The sequence below is a fragment of the Paraburkholderia sp. EG286B genome, assembly GCF_040965655.1.
In the GTDB taxonomy this organism is placed as follows: Bacteria; Pseudomonadota; Gammaproteobacteria; order Burkholderiales; family Burkholderiaceae; genus Paraburkholderia.
Map to the genome: position 1 here is coordinate 25,853 of NZ_JBFRCF010000024.1, position 23,819 is coordinate 49,671.

21 protein-coding genes and 2 pseudogenes are annotated in these 23,819 nt (G+C 62.0%); 11 read left to right on the plus strand and 12 right to left on the minus strand.

What is annotated here, in order from left to right:
- Nucleotides 1-40: 40 nt before the first annotated feature.
- Nucleotides 41-766: a cytochrome c1 gene (locus tag AB4Y42_RS35565; protein ID WP_368696843.1), complete on the plus strand. Its 726-nt coding sequence runs from the start codon at nucleotides 41-43 to the stop codon at nucleotides 764-766.
- A gap of 71 nt (nucleotides 767-837) precedes the next feature.
- Here the strand turns inward: AB4Y42_RS35565 and AB4Y42_RS35570 are convergent, their stop codons facing one another.
- Entirely contained in the window at nucleotides 838-1,308 is a 471-nt protein-coding gene (locus AB4Y42_RS35570) for an Rrf2 family transcriptional regulator (RefSeq protein ID WP_368696793.1), read from the minus strand.
- A gap of 427 nt (nucleotides 1,309-1,735) precedes the next feature.
- Between AB4Y42_RS35570 and AB4Y42_RS35575 the strand changes: the two genes are divergently transcribed.
- Nucleotides 1,736-2,416, plus strand: coding sequence for a Crp/Fnr family transcriptional regulator (locus AB4Y42_RS35575; protein ID WP_368696844.1), 681 nt, complete (start codon nucleotides 1,736-1,738; stop codon nucleotides 2,414-2,416).
- 35 nt (nucleotides 2,417-2,451) lie between these two features.
- Here AB4Y42_RS35575 and AB4Y42_RS35580 read toward each other — a convergent pair whose 3' ends face one another.
- Complete coding sequence (locus AB4Y42_RS35580; RefSeq protein WP_368696794.1) at nucleotides 2,452-3,030, minus strand: SCO family protein; 579 nt, start codon at nucleotides 3,028-3,030, stop codon at nucleotides 2,452-2,454.
- Nucleotides 3,027-3,863 carry a formylglycine-generating enzyme family protein gene (locus AB4Y42_RS35585; protein WP_368696795.1) on the minus strand — a complete coding sequence of 279 codons (837 nt, stop codon included), beginning with the start codon at nucleotides 3,861-3,863 and terminating at the stop codon, nucleotides 3,027-3,029. Before AB4Y42_RS35585 ends, AB4Y42_RS35580 begins: the two co-directional genes overlap by 4 nt.
- Before the next feature lie 334 nt (nucleotides 3,864-4,197).
- Here AB4Y42_RS35585 and AB4Y42_RS35590 point away from each other — a divergent pair, with 334 nt between their 5' ends.
- A complete protein-coding gene (locus AB4Y42_RS35590; RefSeq protein ID WP_368696796.1) occupies nucleotides 4,198-5,394 on the plus strand; it encodes an NnrS family protein in 1,197 nt (398 codons plus the stop codon).
- Between the two features lie 35 nt (nucleotides 5,395-5,429).
- Here AB4Y42_RS35590 and AB4Y42_RS35595 read toward each other — a convergent pair whose 3' ends face one another.
- Complete coding sequence (locus AB4Y42_RS35595; RefSeq protein WP_368696797.1) at nucleotides 5,430-6,737, minus strand: hypothetical protein; 1,308 nt, start codon at nucleotides 6,735-6,737, stop codon at nucleotides 5,430-5,432.
- On the minus strand, nucleotides 6,737-6,970 hold the full coding sequence (locus tag AB4Y42_RS35600) for a DUF2249 domain-containing protein (RefSeq protein WP_368696798.1): 234 nt from the start codon (nucleotides 6,968-6,970) through the stop codon (nucleotides 6,737-6,739). Before AB4Y42_RS35600 ends, AB4Y42_RS35595 begins: the two co-directional genes overlap by 1 nt.
- Nucleotides 6,971-7,441: 471 nt before the next feature.
- Between AB4Y42_RS35600 and AB4Y42_RS35605 the strand changes: the two genes are divergently transcribed.
- The 4 genes from AB4Y42_RS35605 to AB4Y42_RS35620 are packed head-to-tail and all read left to right on the plus strand — an operon-like array spanning nucleotide 7,442 to nucleotide 10,325.
- On the plus strand, nucleotides 7,442-8,470 hold the full coding sequence (locus AB4Y42_RS35605) for a peptidase U32 family protein (RefSeq protein ID WP_368696845.1): 1,029 nt from the start codon (nucleotides 7,442-7,444) through the stop codon (nucleotides 8,468-8,470).
- A gap of 40 nt (nucleotides 8,471-8,510) precedes the next feature.
- Nucleotides 8,511-9,398 (plus strand): U32 family peptidase, encoded by an 888-nt coding sequence (locus AB4Y42_RS35610; RefSeq protein WP_368696799.1) that lies wholly within the window; start codon nucleotides 8,511-8,513, stop codon nucleotides 9,396-9,398.
- 31 nt (nucleotides 9,399-9,429) lie between these two features.
- A complete protein-coding gene (locus AB4Y42_RS35615) occupies nucleotides 9,430-9,909 on the plus strand; it encodes an SCP2 domain-containing protein (RefSeq protein WP_368696800.1) in 480 nt (159 codons plus the stop codon).
- Nucleotides 9,910-9,932: 23 nt separating this feature from the next.
- Nucleotides 9,933-10,325, plus strand: a complete 393-nt coding sequence (locus tag AB4Y42_RS35620) for a putative zinc-binding protein (protein WP_368696846.1) — start codon at nucleotides 9,933-9,935, stop codon at nucleotides 10,323-10,325.
- Nucleotides 10,326-10,344: 19 nt separating this feature from the next.
- Here the strand turns inward: AB4Y42_RS35620 and AB4Y42_RS35625 are convergent, their stop codons facing one another.
- The 5 genes from AB4Y42_RS35625 to AB4Y42_RS35645 all read right to left on the minus strand — a co-directional run bounded on the left by AB4Y42_RS35625 (nucleotide 10,345) and on the right by AB4Y42_RS35645 (nucleotide 16,103).
- Entirely contained in the window at nucleotides 10,345-11,079 is a 735-nt protein-coding gene (locus AB4Y42_RS35625) for an anaerobic ribonucleoside-triphosphate reductase activating protein (protein ID WP_368696847.1), read from the minus strand.
- A 1-nt stretch (nucleotide 11,080) separates the two neighbouring features.
- Nucleotides 11,081-11,278, minus strand: coding sequence for an anaerobic ribonucleoside-triphosphate reductase (nrdD, locus tag AB4Y42_RS35630; protein ID WP_368696801.1), 198 nt, complete (start codon nucleotides 11,276-11,278; stop codon nucleotides 11,081-11,083).
- 3 nt (nucleotides 11,279-11,281) lie between these two features.
- A complete protein-coding gene (locus AB4Y42_RS35635) occupies nucleotides 11,282-13,027 on the minus strand; it encodes a ribonucleoside triphosphate reductase (protein ID WP_368696848.1) in 1,746 nt (581 codons plus the stop codon).
- 358 nt (nucleotides 13,028-13,385) lie between these two features.
- Entirely contained in the window at nucleotides 13,386-13,718 is a 333-nt protein-coding gene (locus AB4Y42_RS35640) for a DUF2249 domain-containing protein (protein WP_368696802.1), read from the minus strand.
- Nucleotides 13,719-13,808: 90 nt separating this feature from the next.
- On the minus strand, nucleotides 13,809-16,103 hold the full coding sequence (locus AB4Y42_RS35645; RefSeq protein ID WP_368696803.1) for a nitric-oxide reductase large subunit: 2,295 nt from the start codon (nucleotides 16,101-16,103) through the stop codon (nucleotides 13,809-13,811).
- A 311-nt stretch (nucleotides 16,104-16,414) separates the two neighbouring features.
- On the opposite strand from AB4Y42_RS35645, the gene AB4Y42_RS35650 reads away from it, so the two are divergent.
- A complete protein-coding gene (locus tag AB4Y42_RS35650; RefSeq protein ID WP_368696804.1) occupies nucleotides 16,415-17,080 on the plus strand; it encodes a Crp/Fnr family transcriptional regulator in 666 nt (221 codons plus the stop codon).
- A 566-nt stretch (nucleotides 17,081-17,646) separates the two neighbouring features.
- Nucleotides 17,647-18,636, plus strand: a pseudogene (nirK, locus tag AB4Y42_RS35655) (copper-containing nitrite reductase); the annotation flags it as partial.
- A 57-nt stretch (nucleotides 18,637-18,693) separates the two neighbouring features.
- Here nirK and AB4Y42_RS35660 read toward each other — a convergent pair.
- A complete protein-coding gene (locus AB4Y42_RS35660) occupies nucleotides 18,694-19,992 on the minus strand; it encodes a TAXI family TRAP transporter solute-binding subunit (protein WP_368692270.1) in 1,299 nt (432 codons plus the stop codon).
- Between the two features lie 866 nt (nucleotides 19,993-20,858).
- On the opposite strand from AB4Y42_RS35660, the gene AB4Y42_RS35665 reads away from it, so the two are divergent.
- Nucleotides 20,859-22,217: an MFS transporter gene (locus AB4Y42_RS35665; RefSeq protein WP_368696805.1), complete on the plus strand. Its 1,359-nt coding sequence runs from the start codon at nucleotides 20,859-20,861 to the stop codon at nucleotides 22,215-22,217.
- 81 nt (nucleotides 22,218-22,298) lie between these two features.
- Nucleotides 22,299-23,447, plus strand: a complete 1,149-nt coding sequence (locus AB4Y42_RS35670; protein ID WP_368696806.1) for a porin — start codon at nucleotides 22,299-22,301, stop codon at nucleotides 23,445-23,447.
- A gap of 119 nt (nucleotides 23,448-23,566) precedes the next feature.
- On the opposite strand, the pseudogene AB4Y42_RS35675 reads toward AB4Y42_RS35670, so the two are convergent.
- Nucleotides 23,567-23,782: pseudogene (locus tag AB4Y42_RS35675) on the minus strand (MFS transporter); the annotation flags it as partial.
- Between the last annotated feature and the right edge of the window lie 37 nt (nucleotides 23,783-23,819).

The following is a 23,819-nucleotide window of genomic DNA, read 5'->3' on the forward strand; positions in this document are numbered from 1 at the left end:
ACTGCTTTCTAAACTGACGCGTAGCGTGGCTGCTTCGGCCATGTTCGCACTCGCTTTAGGTGCTGCGGGTGCGCCGGCGACGGCACAAGAGACGATTGCGCTCGATCACGCCCCCGAAAAGGCGAATGATCTTGCCTCGCTCCAGCATGGTGCGCAGCTGTTCGTGAACTATTGCCTGAACTGCCACAGTGCGAACTTGATGCGCTACAGCCGGTTGCAGGTTCTCGGCATTCCGCAGAAGCAAATCGAAGATAATCTGCTGTTTTCGGCCGACAAGGTGGGCAGCACGATGAGCGTCGCCATGCGAGCGGACGATGCCAGAAACTGGTTCGGCGCCGTGCCACCGGATCTTTCGGTGGAGGCACGTTCGCGCGGGAGCGACTGGCTCTATACGTACCTGCGCAGTTTCTACCGCGACGACACGCGGCCCACCGGCTGGAACAATCTGGTATACGAAAATGTGAGCATGCCGCACGCGCTGTGGCAGTTGCAGGGCGTTCGAACCGCGAAGTTCGAAGATACGATCGACAAGGACAGCGGGGAAAAGGCCCACCGCTTCACGGGTTACCAGCAGGTGACACAGGGAAAACGCTCGCCGGCGGATTACGATGCCGACGTGGCCGATCTGGTGGCCTATCTCGGCTGGATGTCCGAGCCGGAGCAGCGCACACGCAAGCAACTCGGCGTGTGGGTGTTGCTCTTCCTGGGCGGCATGACTTTCGTGGCGTGGCGGCTAAACGCCGCGTACTGGAAGGACATCAAATAACGAAAAGGCAGTTTTCTTTGCCTCGAACCGGCGCTGATCAGGCTATGAACGATAGCGGTGATCAGCGCCCGTCACGTCGACGGTTGCCGCATTGGCGAGTGATTGACTGGACGGCCGATGAGAAGGTGCGCCAACTCGCCCTGGTCGGACGCGAGGTCGGCGAGCGTGCAGCGATCGAGCACGTCGAAATACGCGCGCGTGGCAGCCCAGAATGTCGAACGAAGTCCGCAGGCCGCAGTGGTCGCGCTCGTGCCGTGCTCCGTGCCGAAGCGTTCGGCCAGGTCGAAATCCTGCTCCATCGTGCGCACGACTTCGCCTACCGTAATCAGCACCGCAGGGCGGCCAAGGCGCAAGCCGCCCGCGCGGCCTCGTGACGTGCGGAGATAGCCGGCCCTGCCGAGCGTATGGACGATCTTCGTCAGATGATTGCGTGAGATGCCGAATGCCACGGAAATCTGGTTGACCGTGAGGAGTTCGTCACGGTGAACGGTGGCGTAGACCAGCACCAACAGACCATATTTGGTGAAGCCTGTAAGCCGCATAATGATTTTCTAACGTTGATTGGCGATAAAGGCGCAGTTTCTTTCAGCCGCAATGTGGTGAATCGCTTCCGGATGAAAGGTTGGTGCATAGATAGTATGGCTGCATCGACCACAGAGAAAATGCTACGGCTCAATGTTTCCGCGAGTTGATTCAATTGAGCATTGGCATGACGGCCGCACTGGCGCGAGGGCTTCGGTGAGAGCGCATGCAGGTGCATGCATACCGTTCGAAGTGAGGGATAGCTGTTTGATGGCGGACAAATATAGCCACACTCGCACGCGCGACAATACAAAAGTTACCCCAAAGCATTGATCGACTGCCATGTCTTTGATTACCGATTCCCCTACGTGCGCCCAATTGGCGAAAGCAGCGGCTGAAACAGATAGCCAATTGCAATCCAAAGCTGCGACTGGCCGGAGTAGCCCGGTGAGGGTAGGCAAGATTCGCATCCAGGACTTCCTTTCGAAGATGCCGCTGTTCAATGAAATGTCGGCGGAAGAACTCGATGTGCTGGCACTGGGCACCACCGAGCTGCGGGTGGCGCGCGGCGCGACGATATTTCGCCGCGGCGATCCCTGTCTGGGTTTTCATACGGTCGTCTATGGGCTGATCAAGCTGAGTTTCAGCTCTCCCGTCGGCGAGGAGAAGATCGTTCGTCTCGTCGGGCCGGGCGACGGCTTTGGGGAGGCGCTGATGTTCATGGACAAGCCCTATATCGTGTCCGCGCAGGCGTTAGCCGACACCTTGCTCCTGTATGTGAAGAAGTCGGTGGTCGTATCGGAGCTCGAGCAGGATCCGGCCTTTGCACGCAAGATGCTGGCTGGTCTCAGCATGCGTCTTCACAACCTGATGCGCGACGTGGAGGCGTACTCGCTCCAGTCCGGAACGCAGCGCGTAGTCGGCTATCTCCTGAATCTCGTGGACGACACCTGCGAGAGCGCGCAGCAAGTGCGGCTCGAAACGGGCAAGCGAACGATCGCTTCGCGGCTCAACATCACGCCCGAGCATTTTTCGCGCATCTTGCGTGACCTGAGCGTGCGGGAACTGATTGAAATAAAGGGCCGGGAAATCACCATTCCCGATGTCGCGCGTTTGAGGAAGGGATGACCGAGCGCGCGTGCGCCGTCGCGCGCGTAGCGGCCCTAGTGACCCGTGGAGCGCGCACGCACTGCGGAAACAAACGCCGGGTCGACTTTGCCGATGACCGACGTCCGCGCAACGATACGTCCGTTCTCGTCCAGAAGCGCAATCACGGCATTGTGGCTGAAGTCGCTGTTCGTGCGCTGCCGGTAAGCGACACCGAGCGCCGCGGCAAACGCCATCAAGTCTCCCGCCGTCGAGCGCGTCAGGCGCCAGGACGCCGCGTCCAGCCCGTGCGCCTTTGCCATCGCTGCGAGGTTCACGACGTCGTCGTGTTGCGGATCGATGCTGACCAGCAGCACGGAAGGAACGCCTCGATCCTGCGCGCTTGCCGCGCGGCGAACCTGGTCGATGGTGTCGATCGTCAAGGGGCAAGCCGCCGAGCACGCCGTATAGAACATGCTGACGATGACCGGCTGGCCGCGCATCGACGCGAGGTCGAATTGCCGCCCTTGCTGATCCTGTAGTGTGAGCGACGTCTGGTACAGCGAATCTCCAGGCAGCGAGAGCGATGACGTGGCTGCGAAGGCCGCCGGCGTACTCAAAAGAATTGCGCAAAGCAAAAGAATGAAGCGCTTCATGATCCACCCTTGTCGTCGATGTTCATATCCTTGACGCAGCGGAAACCTACGCTGCGACTGCTGTCGGCCGGTTTCAGTGCCGAGAGGGCAGCGACGCGCATCATCAGCGTGTAGTCGCTGCGGTCGAGGAACGCGAGCGCTGCGCCGCCACAGAGCCGGAGTTCGCTGTTGTCGCCTGAATTGCGCGAGTCCGCGTTCGCGAATGGCGCGGCATAGTCGTCCACCCATTCGCCGGTCAGCACATGCATGCCGTGCAGCCCATAGACATTTGGGCGTTGATGAACGGGCGTCATGTGCGGCGAACCGAAAGTCGCCATCAGGTTCGCGAGCAGCCGCGCTTGCCGGTCGGAGTCGTGGCGTGCGTCGCGAAGCTTTGGGTCTGCCGCTGCCGCGTATTCCCATTCGATCCACTGCGGCAGCCGTGCCTGCTCCGATGCGCAGTAGGCACGCGCCGCAAACCAGCTAACCCCTGTTACGGCTTCATCGGCTGGAGCGTCGGGGCCGGGATTCAAAGGTCCGGACCAGTGCGAAAGATATCCGGGGGTGGCAAACAGGACGGCGACGCGGTCGCGACGCCAACGCGGTTCGCCGCTGACAAAGGCGAGGAAATCCGCATTCGTCACGAGCCTTTCCCGCATGCGAAACGGTGCGACGACGCGTTTGTCACGGGTGTCGTCGGCTAGTTTGATAGCACTACGGAATGATCCACCCGGCACTTCGACATAGCGCGTGTCGGCCAGTGCGCACGAAGCGGCGAGGGAGAGCGTCACGGCGAGAAGGAGCAACCGGAACCGCATGAACAGCTTTCCTCCGAACAAAAAGCTCAGCGACAACGGATCACGGCGTTGTTGCGCCGAAGTGCTGCAATGTCGTCAATCGCCTGAATGCAGCTGTGCCCGGCGGTGGCAGTGAATGGCATCCATCACGGAGCAAAGGATGAATCATACTTTCGGCAGCCGTATACCCCGCGTCAAGCGGGATAAAGAAAATACTTAACACCGCTTCAGGAATACACGTCGCGTGTTCGCCGGTTGTTGCAGACGATCGCACGAAACGCAGGCACAGGGGGTTGCGCGGCAGCAAATGCAGCTTCGGTGCGAGGGGACATCATGTATCGCGGCCGTTAAAGCAACGAATCATCTCGGGCTTCATGTGGGAGAGTTTTCCGTGGTTCAATTTCTCAAGATCGAAGAGCCGCCGCGCACACCCGTGGCCGTGCAAGGCTTCGCACTCTGGCGACTGGGTTTCCGTCCCTTCTATCTGTTCGCGAGCGGTTTTGCCGCCGTGTCGATTGCACTCTGGGCGCTGCAGTTTGCCGGCTTTCTCAAGGGCGCCTATTTGCGCGGGCCGATCTGGCATGCGCATGAAATGCTCTTCGGCTTCACGCTTGCCGTGGTCGTGGGCTTCCTGCTGACCGCCGGGCGCAACTGGAGCAACCGGCCAACGCTTTCCGGTCCGCCGCTCGCTGCCTTGGCCGCGCTTTGGCTTGCCGGCCGGGTGCTGGTGCTGACGCCCTGGGGCTGGGCGGCGGCAATGGTCAACGTGGCCTTTCCGCTCGCTGCCGCGGTTGCGTTGGGCGTTCCGTTCTTCGCGTCGCGCAATCGCCGCAACTATTTCTTCGTCGGCCTGCTCGTGCTGCTGGCGCTGGCGCAATTGGTCGTGCACCTTGGCGAACTGGGCGTGCTGCGGCTGCCGGGCTGGGCCGGTGTTCAGCTCGGGCTCGATGTAGTCCTCTTCATCATGTCCGTGATGGGAGGGCGCGTCATTCCGATGTTCACCAACAACGGCGTGCCGGGCACGAGGGCAATGCGCAGGTCCTGGCTCGAGAAGGCCGCGCTGGGCTCGGTGCTGGCGCTGCTGGCTGCGGACGCGTTCCAGCTCGGCGGCATCGCGCTGGCGTTGCTGTGCGCATGTTGCGCGGGTGTGCAACTGGCTCGCTGGTGGCTTTGGCAGCCGTTCAGGACCTGGCGCGTACCGCTGGTCTGGGTACTGCACCTCGCGTACCTGTGGATACCCGTGCATCTGCTGTTACGCAGCTTTGCGGCGCTGGGCATGATCGCCCCTTCAGTGGCAACGCATGCCTTGACGGCAGGCGCTATCGGCGGACTCGTGATCGGCATGATGACACGCACTGCGCGCGGGCATACTGGCCGCCCGTTGCGTGCGGGCCGCGCCGACATCGCCTGCTACGTCATGATTGCGCTCGCAGCGCTCGTGCGGGTGGCACTGCCGATGGTGGTGCCAGCGCTGACGGTCCATGCGGTGTTGTGCGCCGGGTTGCTATGGTCTGCCGGTTTCGCGCTGTATGCGATCGCCTATTGGCCCGCACTGACGCGTCCACGCATCGACGGACGTCCGGGTTGAACCATGGCCTTGATGGCCCGACCTGCGCCCAGCTCTCAGGACGCACGGATCTGCGTTGAGGAAGCCTTGCGCGCTACGCCCAGATAGATCCGGACCGCGCCGAGCATGTTCAGCCCAAGCCACGCCGCTGAAACGCCGACACCCAGGCCGCTCACGCGCGCAAAGACCATGGGCTTCAAACTGGCCGCGAGCAACAACGCAAGGGCGACCAGGTGCGCCCGGAATTGCATTGAAGCCGCGCGGTCCGGGATCATGTCCTTGACTTTAGGGGCGAAGCGCATGGCGGCGCCAGTGAGTGTACGTTGAGCGTGATACCAGAGCAGAAACGGGACGATCTTGTAGAGCATGCCGTTGACCAGCGACCACGCCACCCCGAAGAGCAGCAAGACGCCGAACGCGACGGCGCAGGCGGGACTACCCGTTTTGACCTGAATGGCCCACAGCGGCCCGCATCCGGCAAGGCATAGCATGGCCATTCGCCAGAACAGTGTGGTGGCGTCGGCGGCGGGACGCTTGCGTGTCCACAGCAGACGGAGCGTGACAACGGCGAACGCGGCAAAGGCAACGAGCAGAAGCGCACCGAGCGGTGTTTCGATGCGGGGAATCATTGCGGCGCTGAGCGAAATCAGCGCGAGCAACGCGAACGCACCAGGTGCAAGCGCAACGGCGAAAACACGCGGATAAGGCTCCGTCACGACGAACATCGGAATCAGCTGATATGCCATCCCGATGGTGAGCAAACCCACCCAGCCCGACAAACCCCACATGGCATGAAGGTTGGTGAGCGCGACGATCGGCAGCGCCATGCCAAAGGCTTGCGCGCCCGTCAGTAGCAAGCCGAGTGCGATGGTCACGAGCAAGGCGACGAGCGCGAGCCGGCTCGCTCCCAGCACGTCCGCGACACCGTTACGCGCTTCGTGGTGATATCGCCAGAAGCCGATCGCGCACGCCGCGAGGAGCCAGGCAAACGCGGCTGCGAGCAAGAGCAGCGCGATGGCATAGAGCGCTCGCGTGCCGGCCATGAAAGCGGAAGAGAGCGCCAGCGTGCCTGCTGTAAGCAGCGTATGCACGACGACCGCGCTCGCGCCGGTTCCCGCAACGCGAACGCCGGTCGCGACGGGAAGGATCTGCATGAGCGCACCCACCATGACGCTCGTGAGAATGCCCAGTGTGAACAGATGCGTGAGCGCGAGCGAGACCGGGGACCAGCGCGATGCCAACGCGTCCGGTCCCTCCCACACAAGGAGACCGGCGGCCAGCAACGCGAAAACGGGGGCATTGAGGAAGAACCGAAACGGTACCGAAAGCGCGGGCGAACTGTCGAGCGAAAGTGCGCGGCGCATTAGTGTCTGCGCCAGACTCGGACCTCATGATGCCTGGGTGCGATCCTTTCACCGATGAATTCGAAGCCCTTCTCGATGAGCAGTCCATATAGGGGAAACGGTTCCCGATCGATCACGACTAGCAGCTGGTGATCCGGCTCCAGCATGCCCAATGCGTGCATCACCCGCTCCAGCGGTTCAGGCGGCGGAAGGCCGCGCACGTCGAGGTTGACTTCGTGTTCTGGAAAGTTCATGAGTAATCCTCTTTAAGTCCAGCCTGAAGAGATGTGCCGATGCAGGCGCCGCCATGACATAACACTACCTGAAAGCAGGCACGTTCTGGCAATAACCCCGTTGATGGCGCATGTTCCGGGTGCGATGGGGGCAATATTCTTGATAGACATTAAGGCGATCAAGACACTGCGGTTACAGACTGTCGATCTCCACTTATTCGCTCTCTGCGTGGGCGGTCCGGCGATCGGCTGACTTATTTGACTCATGCGTCGGTACCGGCGGCTGCGCAGCGCACGTTTTATGTATTCATTCCTGTTTCGGCCCGACGGTCTACTGCTGCAACTCTGCCTGACGCTCACGGCGCTGGACTGCATGCAGTCTTCATTGCGAGTGCCATTGAGGATAGGCCTCGTGCTGCTCGTGCTGGTGTTCTGCGGACTGAATTTCGACCCCCGTCTTCTCACAACCTCGATCGGTTATCTTCCATGAGTCTGGCCAACACAAGTCACGATGGGTCGCCGCCGCTGGAACTGGTCTGCCCGGCCGGCAGTCTGCCGGCGCTCAAGGCCGCAGTCGACAACGGCGCCGATTGCGTCTACCTCGGCTTTCGCGATGCGACGAATGCCAGGAACTTCGCCGGCCTGAACTTCGACAAGGACGCGATTCGCGCGGGCATAGCGTACGCGCACGCAAGGGGGCGAAAAGTCTTCCTCGCCCTGAATACCTATCCGCAGCCAACGGGCTGGGCCGCGTGGCGCGAAGCCGTGGACGAGGCCGCCCGATGCGCGATCGACGCAATCATCGTCGCCGACGCGGGATTAATGCGCTACGCCGCCGGGCGGTATCCGCAATTGCGTCTGCATCTGTCCGTGCAGGGGTCCGCGACCAACTACGAAGCAATCAACTTCTACCGCGAGCATTTCGGCGTCGTGCGTGCGGTTTTGCCGCGGGTTCTGTCCGTGACGCAGGTCGAACAGGTCATCGAGAAAACGCCAGTGGAAATCGAAGTATTCGGGTTTGGCAGCCTGTGCGTGATGGTGGAGGGGCGCTGTGCGCTTTCCTCGTATGCCACCGGCGAATCGCCCAATACGCAAGGGGTGTGCTCGCCCGCGAGATCGGTGCGATGGCAGCAAACGGCGCAAGGTCTCGAATCCAGACTGAACGGCGTGCTGATCGACCGCTACGCCGATGGCGAAAACGCCGGCTATCCCACGTTGTGCAAAGGGCGCTTCGAGGTGTCGGGCGAGCGTTACTACACGATCGAAGAGCCGACCAGTTTGAATACGCTCGAGATATTGCCTCGCCTCGCGCAGATCGGTGTACGCGCGATCAAGATCGAAGGCCGGCAACGCAGTCCCGCCTATGTTGCACAGGTCACCCGCGTATGGCGCGACGCCATCGACCAGTGCCTCGTCAATGGACCTCGATATAGCGTGAAGCCCACGTGGATGGCGGAACTCAACAAGGTCGCCGAGGGGCAGCAGCACACGCTGGGCGCATATCACCGCCCGTGGAAGTGACGGAAATGACGCATTCTTTCAGCATTCGGGGGTAGGCACTGTGAAGATTGCCTTGGGGCCGGTCCAGTATTACTGGTCGCGCACAGCGATGATGCAATTCTATGAATCCGTCACGGACGCGCCGGTCGACGTGGTGTACCTGGGCGAAGTGATCTGCTCGCGGCGCCATGAACTTCGATTCAACGACTGGCTCGATATTGCCGACATGCTAGCCGACGCCGGCAAGGAGGTCGTGCTCTCTACGCAGATTCTTCTCGAGTCGGGCAAAGACATGACGACGCTGCGGGAAATTGCCCACAATGGCCGCTACAGCGTCGAGGCTAACGACATGGGCGCGGTGCATTGCATCGAAAATACGCCGTTCGTCGCGGGGCCCTGGCTGAACGTGTACAACCCGCCAACTCGAGACCTGCTGGCCGGACTGGGGGCGCGGCGCTGGGTGATGCCGCTGGAAATGGCGAAGGACGGCCTCGCGCGGATGCAGGCGGAACGGCCGCCCTCGATGCAAACGGAGGTGTTTGCGTATGGCCGCATGCCGCTTGCGTTTTCAGCGCGATGCTTTTCGGCTCGGCATCGCAACTTCCCTAAAGACAATTGCCAGTATGTCTGCATGGATCATCCGGATGGCCTGATGATGGAAACCCAGGAAGGCAAGCCGTTCCTGGTGCTGAATGGCATTTCGACGCAATCGGCGCTCGTGTACAACCTGATTCAGGAAGTGGAGGCGTTACGTGCGCTGCACGTCGACGTATTGCGTTTGAGCCCCCAGTCGCAACACACGGTGGAAATCGCGGGTTTCTTTCGTGACGTGATAGACGGCCGCCTGGACAAAGGCGACGCGCTTGCCAACATGCTCCCCCTGATGGCCGGACAGCCCTGTGACGGCTACTGGTACGGCCTGCCTGGGCTGGAACGGACAGCCGTTTGAATTCGTTCTCCGCTCTTAAAAGAAATACGCAATGAGTTCCGCTACCTATCAACTGCCCTCGGTATTGAAGAAGGCGCTTTCCCTGCTGCCGGCCTATCCCGGCTCCGTGTTGTTCGCGGGCGCGCTCAATGCGGTGCTGGCGCGGCACCTGCCCGCCGACACGCTGGATCGGCTCGACGGCCGCGCGCTGCGCATCGAGGCAAGAGACGCCGGCATCGCTTTCGATTTCGTTTGCCGTGGGGGCCGTTTCTCCGCCGTGCGGTCTCAGAGCGAAGTCGCATTGACGATCAGTGCGAGCACGCACGATTTCATGCTGCTCGCGCAACGCAAGGAAGATCCCGATACGCTGTTCTTCAGCCGCCGCCTGACGATGGAGGGCGATACCGAATTGGGCCTGCTGGTGAAGAACGCGCTGGATGCGACGGATCTGGCGACGTACTTTTCGCTCGGCCGCTTCGCACCGGAACGCTGGCTTCGACGCGTCCGCGAAATGAAAGGTCCGTGGATGTGAACCCGTATCGAACGAGGTCTTCGATGACTGTTGACAGAAAAGCGTTGCCGCTCGTGTACTCCTGCTCGGGCTGTTCAAGCGCGGCGCAGATGGCCAATCATGTCGCCCTGCAGCTCGATCGCCGTGGCGCAGCGGAAATGTCCTGCATCGCGGGCGTGGGCGGCGACGTTCCTGCGCTGCTGAAGATTGCCGGATCGGGACGGCCCATCGTCGTGATCGATGGCTGTCCTCTGGCGTGCGCGCAAAAGTGTCTGGAGCGACACGGCATCGCTCCCGATCAGCACGTTCAGCTGGCCGACTGTGGTGTGAAAAAGCGCTTCCATGAAGACTTCGATCGCGAGGAAGCCGAGCAGGTCATCAGTCGCGTGCTTGATTCCATAGTGGCGCTCGGCGCGCTCCACGCCAAGATACGGTGAGGCCGTCTGCATATTCGCTTTATCCGCGGCGCAGCGTGAAGGCGGGAAACAGTGCGGCTATCCTGCCGACAAGTTCCTGATCCGGATAGCCCGCCATCGATGCGGCGTTCAAACCGTCGTCGTCACAACCTTGAGTGCGAAAGACCTGCAGCGCGTAGTTCGTTACGTTCATGGCCGAAAGTGTTTGCGCAAGGCTCAGGATTTTGCTTTCTGGCAGTAGCTCGGGATGTAACGTGGTTCGGCATTCGTATTGCACGCCACTGGCCAGCACGGCCTCAAGACTGGCCAGCGCATGCTTTCCACTTGAGGGCACGTAAGTGACGCTCCCATAGTCGCCAAACGCCGCCTTGACGTCCAGTCCAACCCAATCTAACAGCGGCAAGACTTCCTTGAGACGTCGCGGATGCGTACCGGCAGTATGCAGGCCAACCTTGAAACCTAGCGTTCTCACATCGCGAATGGCCTGCCCGAGCGCCGGATCGCCTGTCGGCTCGCCGCCGCTAAAGACCACGGCGTCGAGCAAGCCCACGCGGCGCGTCAACAGGTTCAGTACGGCTTGCCACTCGAGCGCACCATTGCGGGTGCGCGGCTGCAAATGCGGATTATGGCAATACGCGCAGCGCCATGGGCATCCCTGCACGAATACGACCGCCGCAATCTGGCCTGGATAATCGGTTGCGGTGAAAGGGACCACCCCGCCCACGCGCAGCGAGCGGGGTGCTTGCGGGCCGAAGTCCGGCCCGCGCGATTTCATCTCAATGGGCAAGCCGTGCCTCGCGTTCGCTGAAATATTTGCGCTCGTGGAATTCGCCCTTCTTGCCGGTGTTGAACGAAGAGACCGGCCGGTGATAACCCATGACGCGGGTCCAGATCTCGCAGGGCTGGCGCTCTTCGTCGGAGAGCGTGACGCCAGCGTGGTTAGCCTTCGCGGATTGAGAGAGTACGGTGCTCATGGTTCAGACCTCAGCGGGTTCGAGTTGAGAAAGCTTGCGTTGAAGGATTTCTTCGTCGCAACGTGGGCAAAACCTGTGGCTGCCGCCCAGGTAGCCGTGCTTCGGGCAAATCGAGAAGGTGGGCGTGACGGTGATATAGGGCAGCGAGAATCGGTTCAGCGCGCGTTGCACCAGTGTCCGGCACGCGTTGGCCGAGGAAAGCGGCTCGGTCATATACAGGTGCAATACCGTACCGCCTGTGTATTTGCGCTGTAGATCGTCCTGGCGCTCCAGCGCTTCGAACGGATCGTCGGTGAAGCCAACGGGCAACTGCGACGAATTCGTGTAGTAGGGCATATCCGGCGTGCCGGCCTGCAAGATGCCCGGAAAGCGTTTGCGATCTTCCTTGGCGAAGCGGTAGGTCGTTCCTTCGGCCGGCGTGGCTTCGAGGTTGTACATGTGGCCGGTTTCCTCCTGATACTCGAGCATGCGCGCGCGCACATGATCGAGCACGCGGATCGCCATGGCATGTCCCCATTCGCTGGAGATATCGTGTTCGTCGGACGTGAAATTGCGGATCATTTCGTTGATGCCGTTCACGCCCAGCGTGGAGAAGTGGTTGCGCAGCGTGCCGAGGTAACGCCGCGTGTACGGGAACAGCCCGTTGTCCATGTGGTGCTGGATGACTTCGCGCTTGATCTCGAGACTCGTCTTGCCGAGCTCGAGCAATTCGTCGAGGCGCCGGAGCAGCCCGGCTTCGTCGCCGGCATGGAGGTGGCCCAGACGCGCGCAGTTGATGGTGACGACGCCAAGGGACCCGGTCTGTTCGGCGGAACCGAACAAGCCGTTGCCGCGTTTGAGCAGCTCGCGCAGATCCAGCTGCAGCCGGCAGCACATCGAGCGGATCATGTTCGGCTTGAGTTCAGAATTGATGAAATTCTGGAAATGGGGCAGTCCGTAGCGGGCGGTCATTTCGAACAGGCGGTCGGCATTCGGGCTGTGCCAGTCGAAATCGGGCGTGATGTTGTAGGTTGGAATCGGAAACGTGAAGGCGCGGCCTTTCGCGTCGCCGGCCATCATGACTTCGATATACGCCTGATTGATCATGTCCATCTCGGCCTGCAGATCGCCGTAGGTGAAGGACATTTCTCGCCCGCCGATCAGCGGCACCTGCTCGCGTAGATCTTCAGGGCAAACCCAGTCGAATGTGAGATTCGTGAAGGGCGTTTGCGTACCCCAGCGCGAAGGCACATTGAGGTTGTAGATCAATTCCTGAATGTATTGGCGAACCTCCGCGTAAGACAGATCGTCGTGACGCACGAAGGGGGCCATGTACGTGTCGAACGAACTGAACGCCTGCGCGCCCGCCCATTCGTTTTGCAGCGTGCCGAGAAAATTGACGATCTGGCCAATGGCGCTCGACATGTGTTTCGGCGGCGAGGCTTCGACTTTTCCCGGTACACCGTTCAGGCCTTCGTTGAGGAGCGTGCGCAGCGACCAGCCTGCGCAATATCCCGAGAGCATGTCCAGGTCGTGAATATGCAGATCCGCATTGCGGTGGGCCTGGCCAACCGCCGCCGGGTACACATGACTGAGCCAGTAGTTGGCAATGACCTTGCCCGAGACGTTCAGGATCAGGCCGCCGAGCGAATAACCCTGATTGGCGTTGGCGTTGACCCGCCAGTCCTGTTGCTCGAGATACTCGTCGATCGAAGAGCGGACTTCGATCAACGGCTTGTCCTGCTGGGTCTTGCCCGGCGCGCCTGGCAGCGCGGGGGCGTGGCCGGCAATCGAGGCGGGAAGCGCAAGGGGCACGGTGAACCCTCCTTTGAATACTAGATATTGTTGGCGAGGCGATCTTATTGACTACATGTAGTGCGTGTCAACGACACTCGACGACGCATTTGGCGGGACTTGATCCGTGCTAATTTCGCGGGATTCGTGCTGCGGAGGCGACGCTTTGGCGGCGTCACGCGGGACACGACGCGGCGATTACACGCACGCGTCGATGGCGATTGGCGACGATCGAGGGAGAGAGGCCGGCACAGCGCGCGAATGCGGCTTGCGCGTGCCGGCCTTGCAGGAGGGAGGGATGCCGTTTGAGGAGGGAGCCAGTGCGAGGCGCGCGTTAGCCGCCGCTGCACCCGCAGGTGCCGCCGGAGCTGCCGCAGCCGCCCGCAGCCCGCTCCTGAGTGCCAGCGGTGTTCGAATCAGGGCTTGCGAGCACGAAGTCGATCACGACCTGCTCCGGCTGGCGCGCCACGTATTCGATACGAACCGGACGCGGATAGTACTGGGCGATTTGCTGCAAGAGGGGAATGGGATCGTGGTCGTTCACGAAGCGCATCGTCTCGCCGTCGTCGAGCGCTTCCAGCGCACCGAAAATCGCTGCATGACGGAATCGTTTGGCAATGCCGCGCGCGTCGAATACATAGGTACGGCTGTCGAGAATATCGGCCATATCAGGCTCCTGGTGAAAATAGTGGAAGTGTGAAAAGCATGTCCTGAAGGTAGCCGGCCACCGATCGTGGCCGGCTTGTCAGTGCGGCGTTCAAACGCGTTGAGCCGCCTTGTGTGTCGCCTTGGCTTCGACGGGGACAGCCGTTTCGGGGCGGCGGAACAGCAGCCGCGCGGCGAACCAGCAGAGGTACAGCACGCCTGCCGCGAACACCACGTCACCGGGCACGCGCAGCCACACCAGCGTTTGCATCAGCGACGAATGAATGACTTCCGGCGAGCGCGCATACCAGAGTCCCTTGCTCACGCTGGCCCATGCCTGGTAGATGCCGGAAGGCAGGATCGAGATGAACACCATCATGAAGAGGCCGATGTTGAGCATCCAGAACGCCATCTTGAGCAGCGAGTCGTCCCAGGCCTCGCGCGACGACATGCCGCGCAGACAGAACAGCATCAGCCCGATCCCGAGCATGCCGTACACGCCGAACAGCGCTGCGTGACCGTGTGCCGGCGTCATGTTCAGGCCTTGCACGTAGTAGAGCGAGATGGGCGGGTTGATCGAAAAGCCCAGCAGGCCCGCGCCGACGGTATTCCACACGCCCACGGCGACGAAACAGAGGATGGCCCACTTATAGGTCTGCACCCACGGTGCGGCCTGCGTCCTGCGATACGTTTGCCAGCCTTCGAGCCCGATCAGTGCGAGCGGCACGACTTCGAACGCGGAGAACACGGCGCCGACCGCGATGACGGCCGTGGACGCCCCCGTGAAGTACAGGTGATGCAGCGTGCCGAGAATCCCGCCGAACATGAACACGATCGTTTCGAACACGATGGCGCGATTGGCCGTCGACATGCGGATCAGGCCGAGGCGCGAGAAGATCAGTGCGATCACGGCGGTGGCGAACACTTCGAAGAAGCCTTCGACCCACAGGTGCACGAGCCACCATCTCCAGTATTCGATCATCGAGTAATGGGTGTGCTGACCCCACGCGAGCGACGACGCGTAGAAGAGCCCAATGCAGGTCGCCGAGAGGAACACCATGCCGATCAGCCCGCGGCCTTCGGTCTTGCGATTCTTCAACGCCGGCATCAGGGCGCGCCCCATCAGGAACAGCCAGATCATCAAGCCGACGAAAAGCAGGATCTGCCAGACGCGGCCCATGCTGGTGTACGCCAGGCCCTGGTTGCCGATCCAGAAGCTGAAGCCGGTGCCGAGGTGCTTGAGCGAGCCCAGCCAGCCCGTCACGGTCGATCCCACGACGATGAAGAGCAGCGCCCAGAACAGCACGTCGACACCGAGCTTCTGCAGCGGCGGCTCCTGGCCCGAAAGCAGCGGCGAGATATAGAGGCCGGTCGCGAGCCAGGCCGTGGCAATCCACAGGACACCGAACTGGGTGTGGATCGTGCGGCTCACCACCCACGGCAACACTTCGGCGATCGGAATGCCAAAGAAGCTGTGTCCTTCGACCGCGTAGTGCGCGGTCAGGGAGCCCATGACCACCTGGGCCAGCAGCAGGCCGATCACCACGTAGAAGTACTTCCTGGTCGCGCGCATCGACGGCGTGGGCTTGACGTTGAAGAGCGGATCGGCGGCAGGCGCTGCCACCGATTCGTCTTCGTCGCTGTGCGCGGTGTGATACCAGAGCATCGCGGCAATGCCGCCGAGCAGCAGGATCACGCTGGCAATCGACCACATGCCGTTGGCGACAGTCGGCGCGTTGTCGACGAGCGGCTCGTGCGGCCAGTTGTTCGTGTAGGTGATGCCGGTCTGACCGGGGCGGTCCGTGGTAGCCGACCATGCCGACCAGAAGAAGAACGCAGCCAGCGCCGTGCGGTCATCCGCGCCAGGAACGCTCCCCGCCGTCATGGCGTATTGGTCGCGCAGCGTGTTGAGCGCCGGGTCGGCGCCGAAGAGCGCCTCATAGTGCGTCGCCACCTCGCGCATCGCCTGGGCGCGCTGCGCCGTTACCGTGACGCGGTCGGTTTGCGGATCGTAGCGGTTGGCGCGCATCTCGCGCTTCAGGCGCGCGTCGAGCGCGCCTTGCTGTTCGACGGGAAGATCCTTGCAGGCCTTGCCGAAGTCCCGCTGCGCCCAAATGTCGCGCAGTTGCAGCGCTTCGCGGTGCAGCCAGTCGGCCGACCAGTCGGGGGCGACGTAGCTGCCGTGGCCCCAGACCGTACCCAGCTGCTGGCCGCCGGCCGACAGCCAGACCTGCTGACCGCGTTTGATCTGGTCGCCGGTAAATACCGTGGCGCCGTTTTCGGTGACGACCGCGGCGGGAATAGGGGGCGCCGCGAGATAGATCTCGCGTCCCAGGTAGAGTAGAGCGGCGAATGACAACAGGCACACCAGCCCGAGCCATTTCCATAGACGACTTGTTGACTGCATATCCTCTCTCCTTTTATCCGGAGGTGTAATGCATGGGGAAAAATGCCGGCGATCACCGCTCGTCGGCATGAGCGGTTTAAAAATCAGATTCGGGTCATGTTCAAGGGCTGTGCCAATTAGTCACGGGTTTGCCGGCTTCGGTAGCCTGTCGCTAGGCTAAGCTGCCCACAGGAGAACTACGTTTGCGCTTGCACAAAGCCCTACCTGGCCAAGGGGTGTCGATAAAAGACGCTGAATACGGGGCGGCGCGCTTTTGGTGACGAAACGAAATGAATGCTCAATCGCTGGTCAGATCTGACGTGCTCGCATCCATGGAGCTTTTTCAAGGGCTCTCGCCCGTCGCATTGGCGGATACGCTGATCTGCGCGCGCACGCACGAGTTGCGTACGGAGGCCCGCATCTTCTATCAGGGCGATGGGGCGGGAAGGGCCTACGCGTTGATCGAAGGAGGCGTTCGCATCTCCCAGTCGGGAAGCGACGGCGAGCAAGTGGTGATCCGTTTCGTCGCACCAGGTGAAATGTTCGGCACCGTCGCGCTGTTCACCGACCGCCGCTATCCGGCGGAAGCGGTCACGCTCACCCAGTCGGTGGCCCTGAGCTGGAGCGAGGCCGACATGTTCGAACTGATGACGCGTTACCCGCGCATCGCAGTCAACCTGGTCGGCATTCTTGGCAGGCGCTTGCAGGAAGTGCAGGAGCGCTTTCGCGAGATCGCCACCCAAAGTGTCGAACGCCGTATTGCACATGCCTTGCTGCGGCTTGCCGAGAAGGCGGGCGAGAACACGGGGCAGGGCACGGAGATCGATTTCCCGTTGACCCGCAAACACGTCGCCGAAATGTCGGGGACAACGCTATACACGGTGAGCCGCATTCTGACGCGCTGGGAAAAGTCCGGCTGGATCGTCACGAGCAATCAGCGCGTGACGCTCTGCGACTTCACGCGCATCATCCGCATCGCCGAAGACGGCGTGGATTGAGGCGGTCGCGGCGACCACCTGCCGCGCATCACGAAGCGAATCCATTCTTGCGTCCGGATCGAGGTATCGGCCGGACGACGCTCTGCGCACATTCCCCGAGTGCGCGGAGTGGCTCTTTCCTCGCTGCATGCTGATCCTTGAGCATTAACTCCGAATTTTGACGACACTAAGTTGTGCGTAATACGATTGTTTGAATCGCATGCGACATTGTGTCGATAAGAGAGATTGAATAATTAATTCAAGTTAAGGGGTTTGCTCGATTTAAGCGTTAGCCTGTTTCACGTTTATGGTCGTTATATGTGGACGTGCAGAACGCGTTTTTGTTTCAAGTAATTTATCTCGAATTTATGAGTGTGTCAATGAGACGCGCAGAATAATTTTTTAACTGATGCATCGCAAAAGAGAGAGGGGAAGCTGGAATGGGAGGCGATGTTTTTTAATTGTGGAATATCAAGTTTTATCCGCCCGGCGCGTTGCGTATGACCTCGGGAGCCGGGCGGCGGGAACCTGTAAGGAGAATAATCATGACAGGAAGGTTATGTACTGCACTTGCCGGTCTCGGCCTGCTGGCGAGTCTTGCTTATCCGGTCGCGGGGCTGTCCGCGACCGTCCAGCCCGGCGCCACGCCCGGTGATTTTGGGCCGCCACAAGGGCAGCCGATTCACGCTGTGCTGACCAGTCCGCCGAACGTGCCGCCGCCGATCGAGCGAAACTATCCCGCGCTGGTCATCGTCGATCTCGAAGTCAAGGAAGTGAAGCGGGAGATCGCAGACGGCGTCAGCTATGACTTCTGGACCTTTGGCGGCACAGTACCGGGCAGCTTCATCCGCGTGCGTCAGGGCGACACGGTGCAACTCCGCTTGAAGAACCCGTCGGATTCGCACATGCCGCACAACATCGACCTGCACGCGGTGACCGGGCCGGGAGGGGGCGCCGCAGTGACACTGGCGTCGCCGGGCCACGATGCCACGTTCACGTTCAAGGCGCTCAATGCGGGTCTTTTTGTTTATCACTGCGCGGCGGCCCCGGTCGGCATGCACATCGCCAATGGCATGTATGGCTTGATTCAGGTCGATCCACCCGAAGGCTTGCCGAAAGTCGACCGCGAATACTACGTGATGCAGGGTGACTTCTACACGAATGGCAAATATCACGATCAAGGCATGCAGACCTTCGATATGGAGAAGGCGGTCGACGAACAGCCGACTTACGTATTGTTCAACGGAAGGGAAGGCGCACTCACTGGCGATAACGCCTTAAAAGCGAAAGTGGGAGAAACGGTCCGGCTGTTCGTGGGTAATGGCGGTCCGAATCTGGTGTCGAGTTTCCACGTAATCGGCGAGATTTTCGATCGGGTTTGGGACGGCTCGGATAAACACTATGAAGAAAGCGTGCAGACCACGCTGATTCCGGCTGGCGGTGCGAAGGTCGTCCAGTTTCGCACGGAAGTGCCCGGCACGTTTCTACTCGTCGACCATTCGATCTTCCGCACCTTCAATAAAGGTGCGTTGGGCATGCTCAAGGTCGAGGGTCCCGCCGCGCCGGCGATCTATTCGTCTGCTGCGGCCGCGCGATAGTGGGGTGTCGGCTGCGAAGCCGACGCTGCCGCGCCGCTATTCCTGGGTTCGCTGCGCAACGTGGGCTATCCGGTCCCGCACGACACCGATCGCCTGCTTGAGCGCGTAGACATCCTGGAAATAGCGGTACGGAATGCGGATCCGGCTCGCGTTCGCGTCGATGTTCTCGATTTCTTCGCTCCATTGCGCAATCTGCGAGCGGGTCGGCTCACTGCTGCTCCACACTTCGTCTTCAAGTGCCTTGATTTCGCGGTACCAGACCACGAGCCGTTTTTTCATCCGCGCCTCGAGCAGGCGCGGCAACGCCTGAAGCAAGCCGATCAGGAGCGCCGCGAACGGCACGAGGATCAACAGCCGTCGTTCGATCACGCTCGCGAGCCAGAACGGCAGATAGCGATACAGGAATGGCTGGCCGGATTTGAAGTAGCGGACGCTTTCGTCGGAGATCGGGAATTCTTCGGTCTTCAGGTTTGGGAACGTGCCGAGCGGTGTGAAGTAATCTTCGCCGCCGTGAACGGTGTGAGCCGCGTCGAGCAGCAGATAGACGAGCGCCGGATGCAGCGTGTCTTTCGAGACCAGCAGCGCCGTTGCCGCGAGCAGCGTGACGTCGGCGCGCGGCAGGTCATCGGCGACACTCGTCGACGCGCGCGGCAAGACGATCTTTGAAAGCGACGGGAACTTCTGAACCAGTGCGTCTGCCTGCGCGAAACTCATCAGTTTGAGGTCGCTGTTCAGCAGGGTCTTCTGCATTTCGGCGTCGGGCCTGCCGATGAAGAAAGCCGCGTCGATCCGGCCGCTTTCGAGCCCCTGGTAAGCTGCCGGTGCATCCATTTGCAGCAGGGTGGAGTTCTGGCTCGTGATGCCGCTGTAGCTGAGCAATACCTGTGCGACGTTGAGCAGGCCGCTGCCGGGCACGCCCGTCGAAATCTTCTTGCCGCGGAGTTGCGACAGCCGGTCGACCGTCGTGTCGCCGCGATAGAACACCCAGATCGGTTCGTACGACACGGCAGCGATTGTCTGCAGACCGTCGGTCTCCTTCGGGCTGGTGGTCCCCGACTGGATGAAACCGACTTCGTAGGCACTGTTCGGGTCTCTCAACCGCTCATAATTTTCCACCGCGCCGGAAGAACTGCGGATATCGAGCTTGATGCCCGCACGCTTCAGGATGGGCGCATAGCGATCCGCAAAGCCGCGATAGATGCCGTTGTCCGCGCCGCTGGTCATGACGATGGTGCGCTGGAACGCGGGTGCGACCATGATCCCCACCACCCAGCCAAACGCAGCCAACAGAATGATTACGCCGACGATCAGGAAGCGCCGGTTCGCCCTGGTCATGGGGGCTTTCTGGCTGCGATGCAGTGCCGGGTTGTGTCGGGGCATCGTTATGTACGCCTCCAGGATGTAACGCAGCAGGGATCGCGGTGCGTCGTGATGCGCATGTGATCGCTATGCCGAGCATACTGCCGTTGCCGCTCGTGGTGAGTATGCCACGGCGAGGGAATCCACCGTCGCATCGAGGACGCATTGTTCGCTGGCAGGTTTGCCGGCGTACCGTCCTGTCTAGTGATGGGTAATCGCAGATCAAAGATATATGTCGTAGTGCAAATTAATATTCGACTCGACCATAAGGCAGGAAGGCCACGCCAGCGGGCGATGCATCCGCGAAACGTCTTCCCGATTCAGCTATACGAAAAAACATATGGAAGATATGAATTTGTCATTTTACTTGACATACCTCCATGGCGTTTAATGGGCTCCGTCACATCGACCCATAGAGCCAGGGCGCCACGCCAAAGGCTCAAAAAGACAGGAGACAACGATGTCAGCAACAACGCTGCGCACGCGGCAACTGGCGCTTGCGGACGCACCGCACGCCGGCCGTCCCGCCAGACTCGCGCAGTCCCCGAAGCGTCGTCCTGACCGTCGGCACGTTGCTGCGCACGTACGCCACGCCGCACGCCGCCCAGCGCGATAAACCGGCGCGCGTCCCAAGACCCTTCAGCGCTGCGCGTCGCGCACAGCCTGGCAAGGCCCCCAATTCCCGAACGACCCCGACGCGGCGCGCATCCGGCGCGCACCGCGCGGGATGGGCATGCGCGCCGACAGGCGGCGCCAGGCCTCGACGTACCACCCCAGCCAGCTCGCAACGTAGTGCCCGAAGCGGTACGCATGACGCGCAACCGCAACCTGAGGAGACAACCATGGCAATCTCAAGCACCGTCGACGTGACGGCCTTCATCGATCGGCATCGCGTCTCGCGGTTTCAGACGCTGATCGTCACGCTATGCTTCCTGATCGTTGCCATTGACGGCTTCGATACCGCCGCGATCGGCTTCATCGCACCCGTGCTGCATTTGCAGTGGCAACTGCAGCCCGCGCAGCTCGCGCCGTTGTTCGGTGCGGGTCTGGCGGGGCTGATGGTCGGTGCGCTCGTGTTCGGCCCGTTTGGCGACAGGCTGGGGCGCAAGCGGTTATTGCTCGTTTGCGTGGGCGCATTCGGATTGGCGAGTCTGGTTTCGGCGTTCGCGCCGTCGATCGGCGTGCTGATCGCGCTGCGCTTTCTGACCGGTCTGGGCCTTGGCGGCGCCATGCCGAACGCGATCACGCTTACGTCGGAATTCTGTCCGTCGGCGCGCCGCTCGTTTCTCGTCACGACGATGTTCTGCGGGTTTACGATCGGCTCCGCGCTCGGCGGATTCGCAGCCGCGGCGCTCATCGAGCATTACGGCTGGCGCTCGGTGCTCTTCGTGGGCGGCATTGTGCCGATCGCACTCGTGCCGATCCTCGCGTGGCGCCTGCCGGAATCGGTGCGCTATCTCGCAAGCCGCGGCGAGCATCGCGAGCGCATCGAACGCACGCTCGCGCGCATCACCCCCCATGCCGACCTCGCAGGCGCGACGTTCACGACGTCCGGCGCGAAAGCGGGCGGTTCGCCCGTGGGTCACCTGTTCCGTCCCGAACTGCTGCGCGGCACGCTGCTCATGTGGCTGGCCTTCTTCATGAGCCTGCTCGTGATCTACCTGCTGTCGAGCTGGCTGCCAACGCTGCTGCGCACGACCGGCGCCTCGCTGCGCACAGCGGCGCTCGTCACGGCGATGTTCCAGGTCGGCGGCACGCTCGGTGCGATCGTGCTCGGCTGGCTCATGGACCGTCTCAACCCCTGCTATGTGCTCGGTGCGAGCTACGCGGCGGCCGGCGTGTTCACGGCCGCCATCGGCTCGCTCACGTCGACGCCCTGGCTCGCGGCGATTGCGGTCTTCCTCGCCGGTTTTTGCGTATCGGGCTCGCAGGTCGGCGCCAATGCGTTTTCCGCGGCGTTCTATCCGACCGATTGCCGCGCTACCGGCGTGAGCTGGGCCAACGGTATTGGCCGGCTTGGATCGGTGGTCGGCTCGGTCGCGGGCGGCGCGATGCTCTCGATGGGACTGACGTTGCCTTTGGTCTTCGTGATCGTCGGCGTGCCTGCGGTCGTTGCGGGCATCGCGATGACGGCACTCGGACGCTGGCGCACGCAGCCTTCCCCGGCGCCGCAAGACGAATTGCTGCTGAGCGGGGATTGAACGCGGCGCACGCGCCGCAGGAAGTAACACAAATAAAACGACGAACGCACGAGCGACGTCGATACGACTGGAGATCGTTCAATGAAAAAGATCATCGCCGCGACCTGCGCGGCGTCATTCGGCATGGCCGCGAGCAGTGCGGCCCATGCCCAGGGCAGTGTGACGCTCTACGGTATCCTCGATACCGGCATCGAATATGTGACGCATGCAAATCGCGCGGGCGACAGCCTCGTGCGCATGCCCGGCATCACGGGCGAGATGCCGTCGCGCTGGGGCCTGCGCGGCACCGAGCCGCTTGGCGGCGGCCTGTCCACGGTATTCGTGCTCGAAAGCGGCTTCAACGTGCGCGGCGGCGACAGCGGGCAGGGCGGGCGTCTCTTCGGGCGCCAGGCGTGGGTCGGCCTCGAAGGGCCATTCGGCGTGCTGAGCTTCGGGCGTCAGTACACGATGACGTTCTGGGCGCTGCAGGATTCGGATCTGCTCGGGCCGGACATCTACGGCGGCAGCGGGACATTCGACAACTACGTGCCCAACGCTCGCAGCGACAACACCGTCGCCTGGAAGGGCAAATGGCACGGCGTAACGGCGGGGGCGACGTGGTCGTTCGGCCGCGACGCCGCCGGCACCGGCAACTCGCCCGGACAGGGCACCTGTGCAGGGCAGATACCGGGCGACTCGCGGGCATGCCGTCAGTGGTCGGCGATGCTGCGCTACGACGCGCCCGCGGGCTTCGGCGTCGCCGCCGCGTACGACCAGCAGCGCGGCGGCCCCGGCGCAGCGGCGAACTTCTTCGACGGCGTGACGCCAATACCGCTCACGAACTCGGGCGATACCGATTCGCGCATCCAGCTGAACGGCTATGCCCAGCTCGGGCCGGTGAAGGTGGGCGGCGGCTGGCTGGGGCGTCGTGTCGACACCGCAGCCGCCACGGTGCCTAACGTGCAATCGAACCTCTACTACATGACGGCATCGTGGTACGCGACGCCGGCGTGGCTGATCGACGGCGGGGTCTATCGCATGATCGACAGCGACCAGAACGCGCGCGGCACGCTCGTCACGCTGCGCAGCACCTACCTGCTTTCGAAGCGCTCGGCGGTCTATTTGCAGGGCGGCTACCTCGCCAACAGCGCCCATGCGGCTTACACGATAAGCCAGGGCGGCGCGGGCGCGTCGCCGGGGGCGGGCCTGTCGCAGCTTGGTGTGATGGCCGGTATCCGGCAGATGTTCTGACGCCCCGCCGCGCAGGCGGCTCGCGAGCCGGTTATTTTGCCTGCGCCGGCACCGACTTCAGATCAACGTTAATCACCGGGAGCGACGCGCACTTTCGCGGCGATGGTGCGAAGGCCGGCTCAATGGCCAGACGACGCAGGGAGTGGCCCCTGCGTCGTGGCCGAGCCGGTTGCCAGTGTCACGTCCGGGCGCATGCGCAGGGCAGCGACGATACCAACGAGCAGCATGACGATGGAACCCGCGAACGGCAGAGTCCAGCTGCCGGTCGTGTCCACCAGCACGCCAAAGATGATCGGGGACAGGATCCCGGCGACAGCAGAGCCCGCATTCATCAATCGCTGCGCGACGGCATGCTGAAGGTGCGCCAGAAAC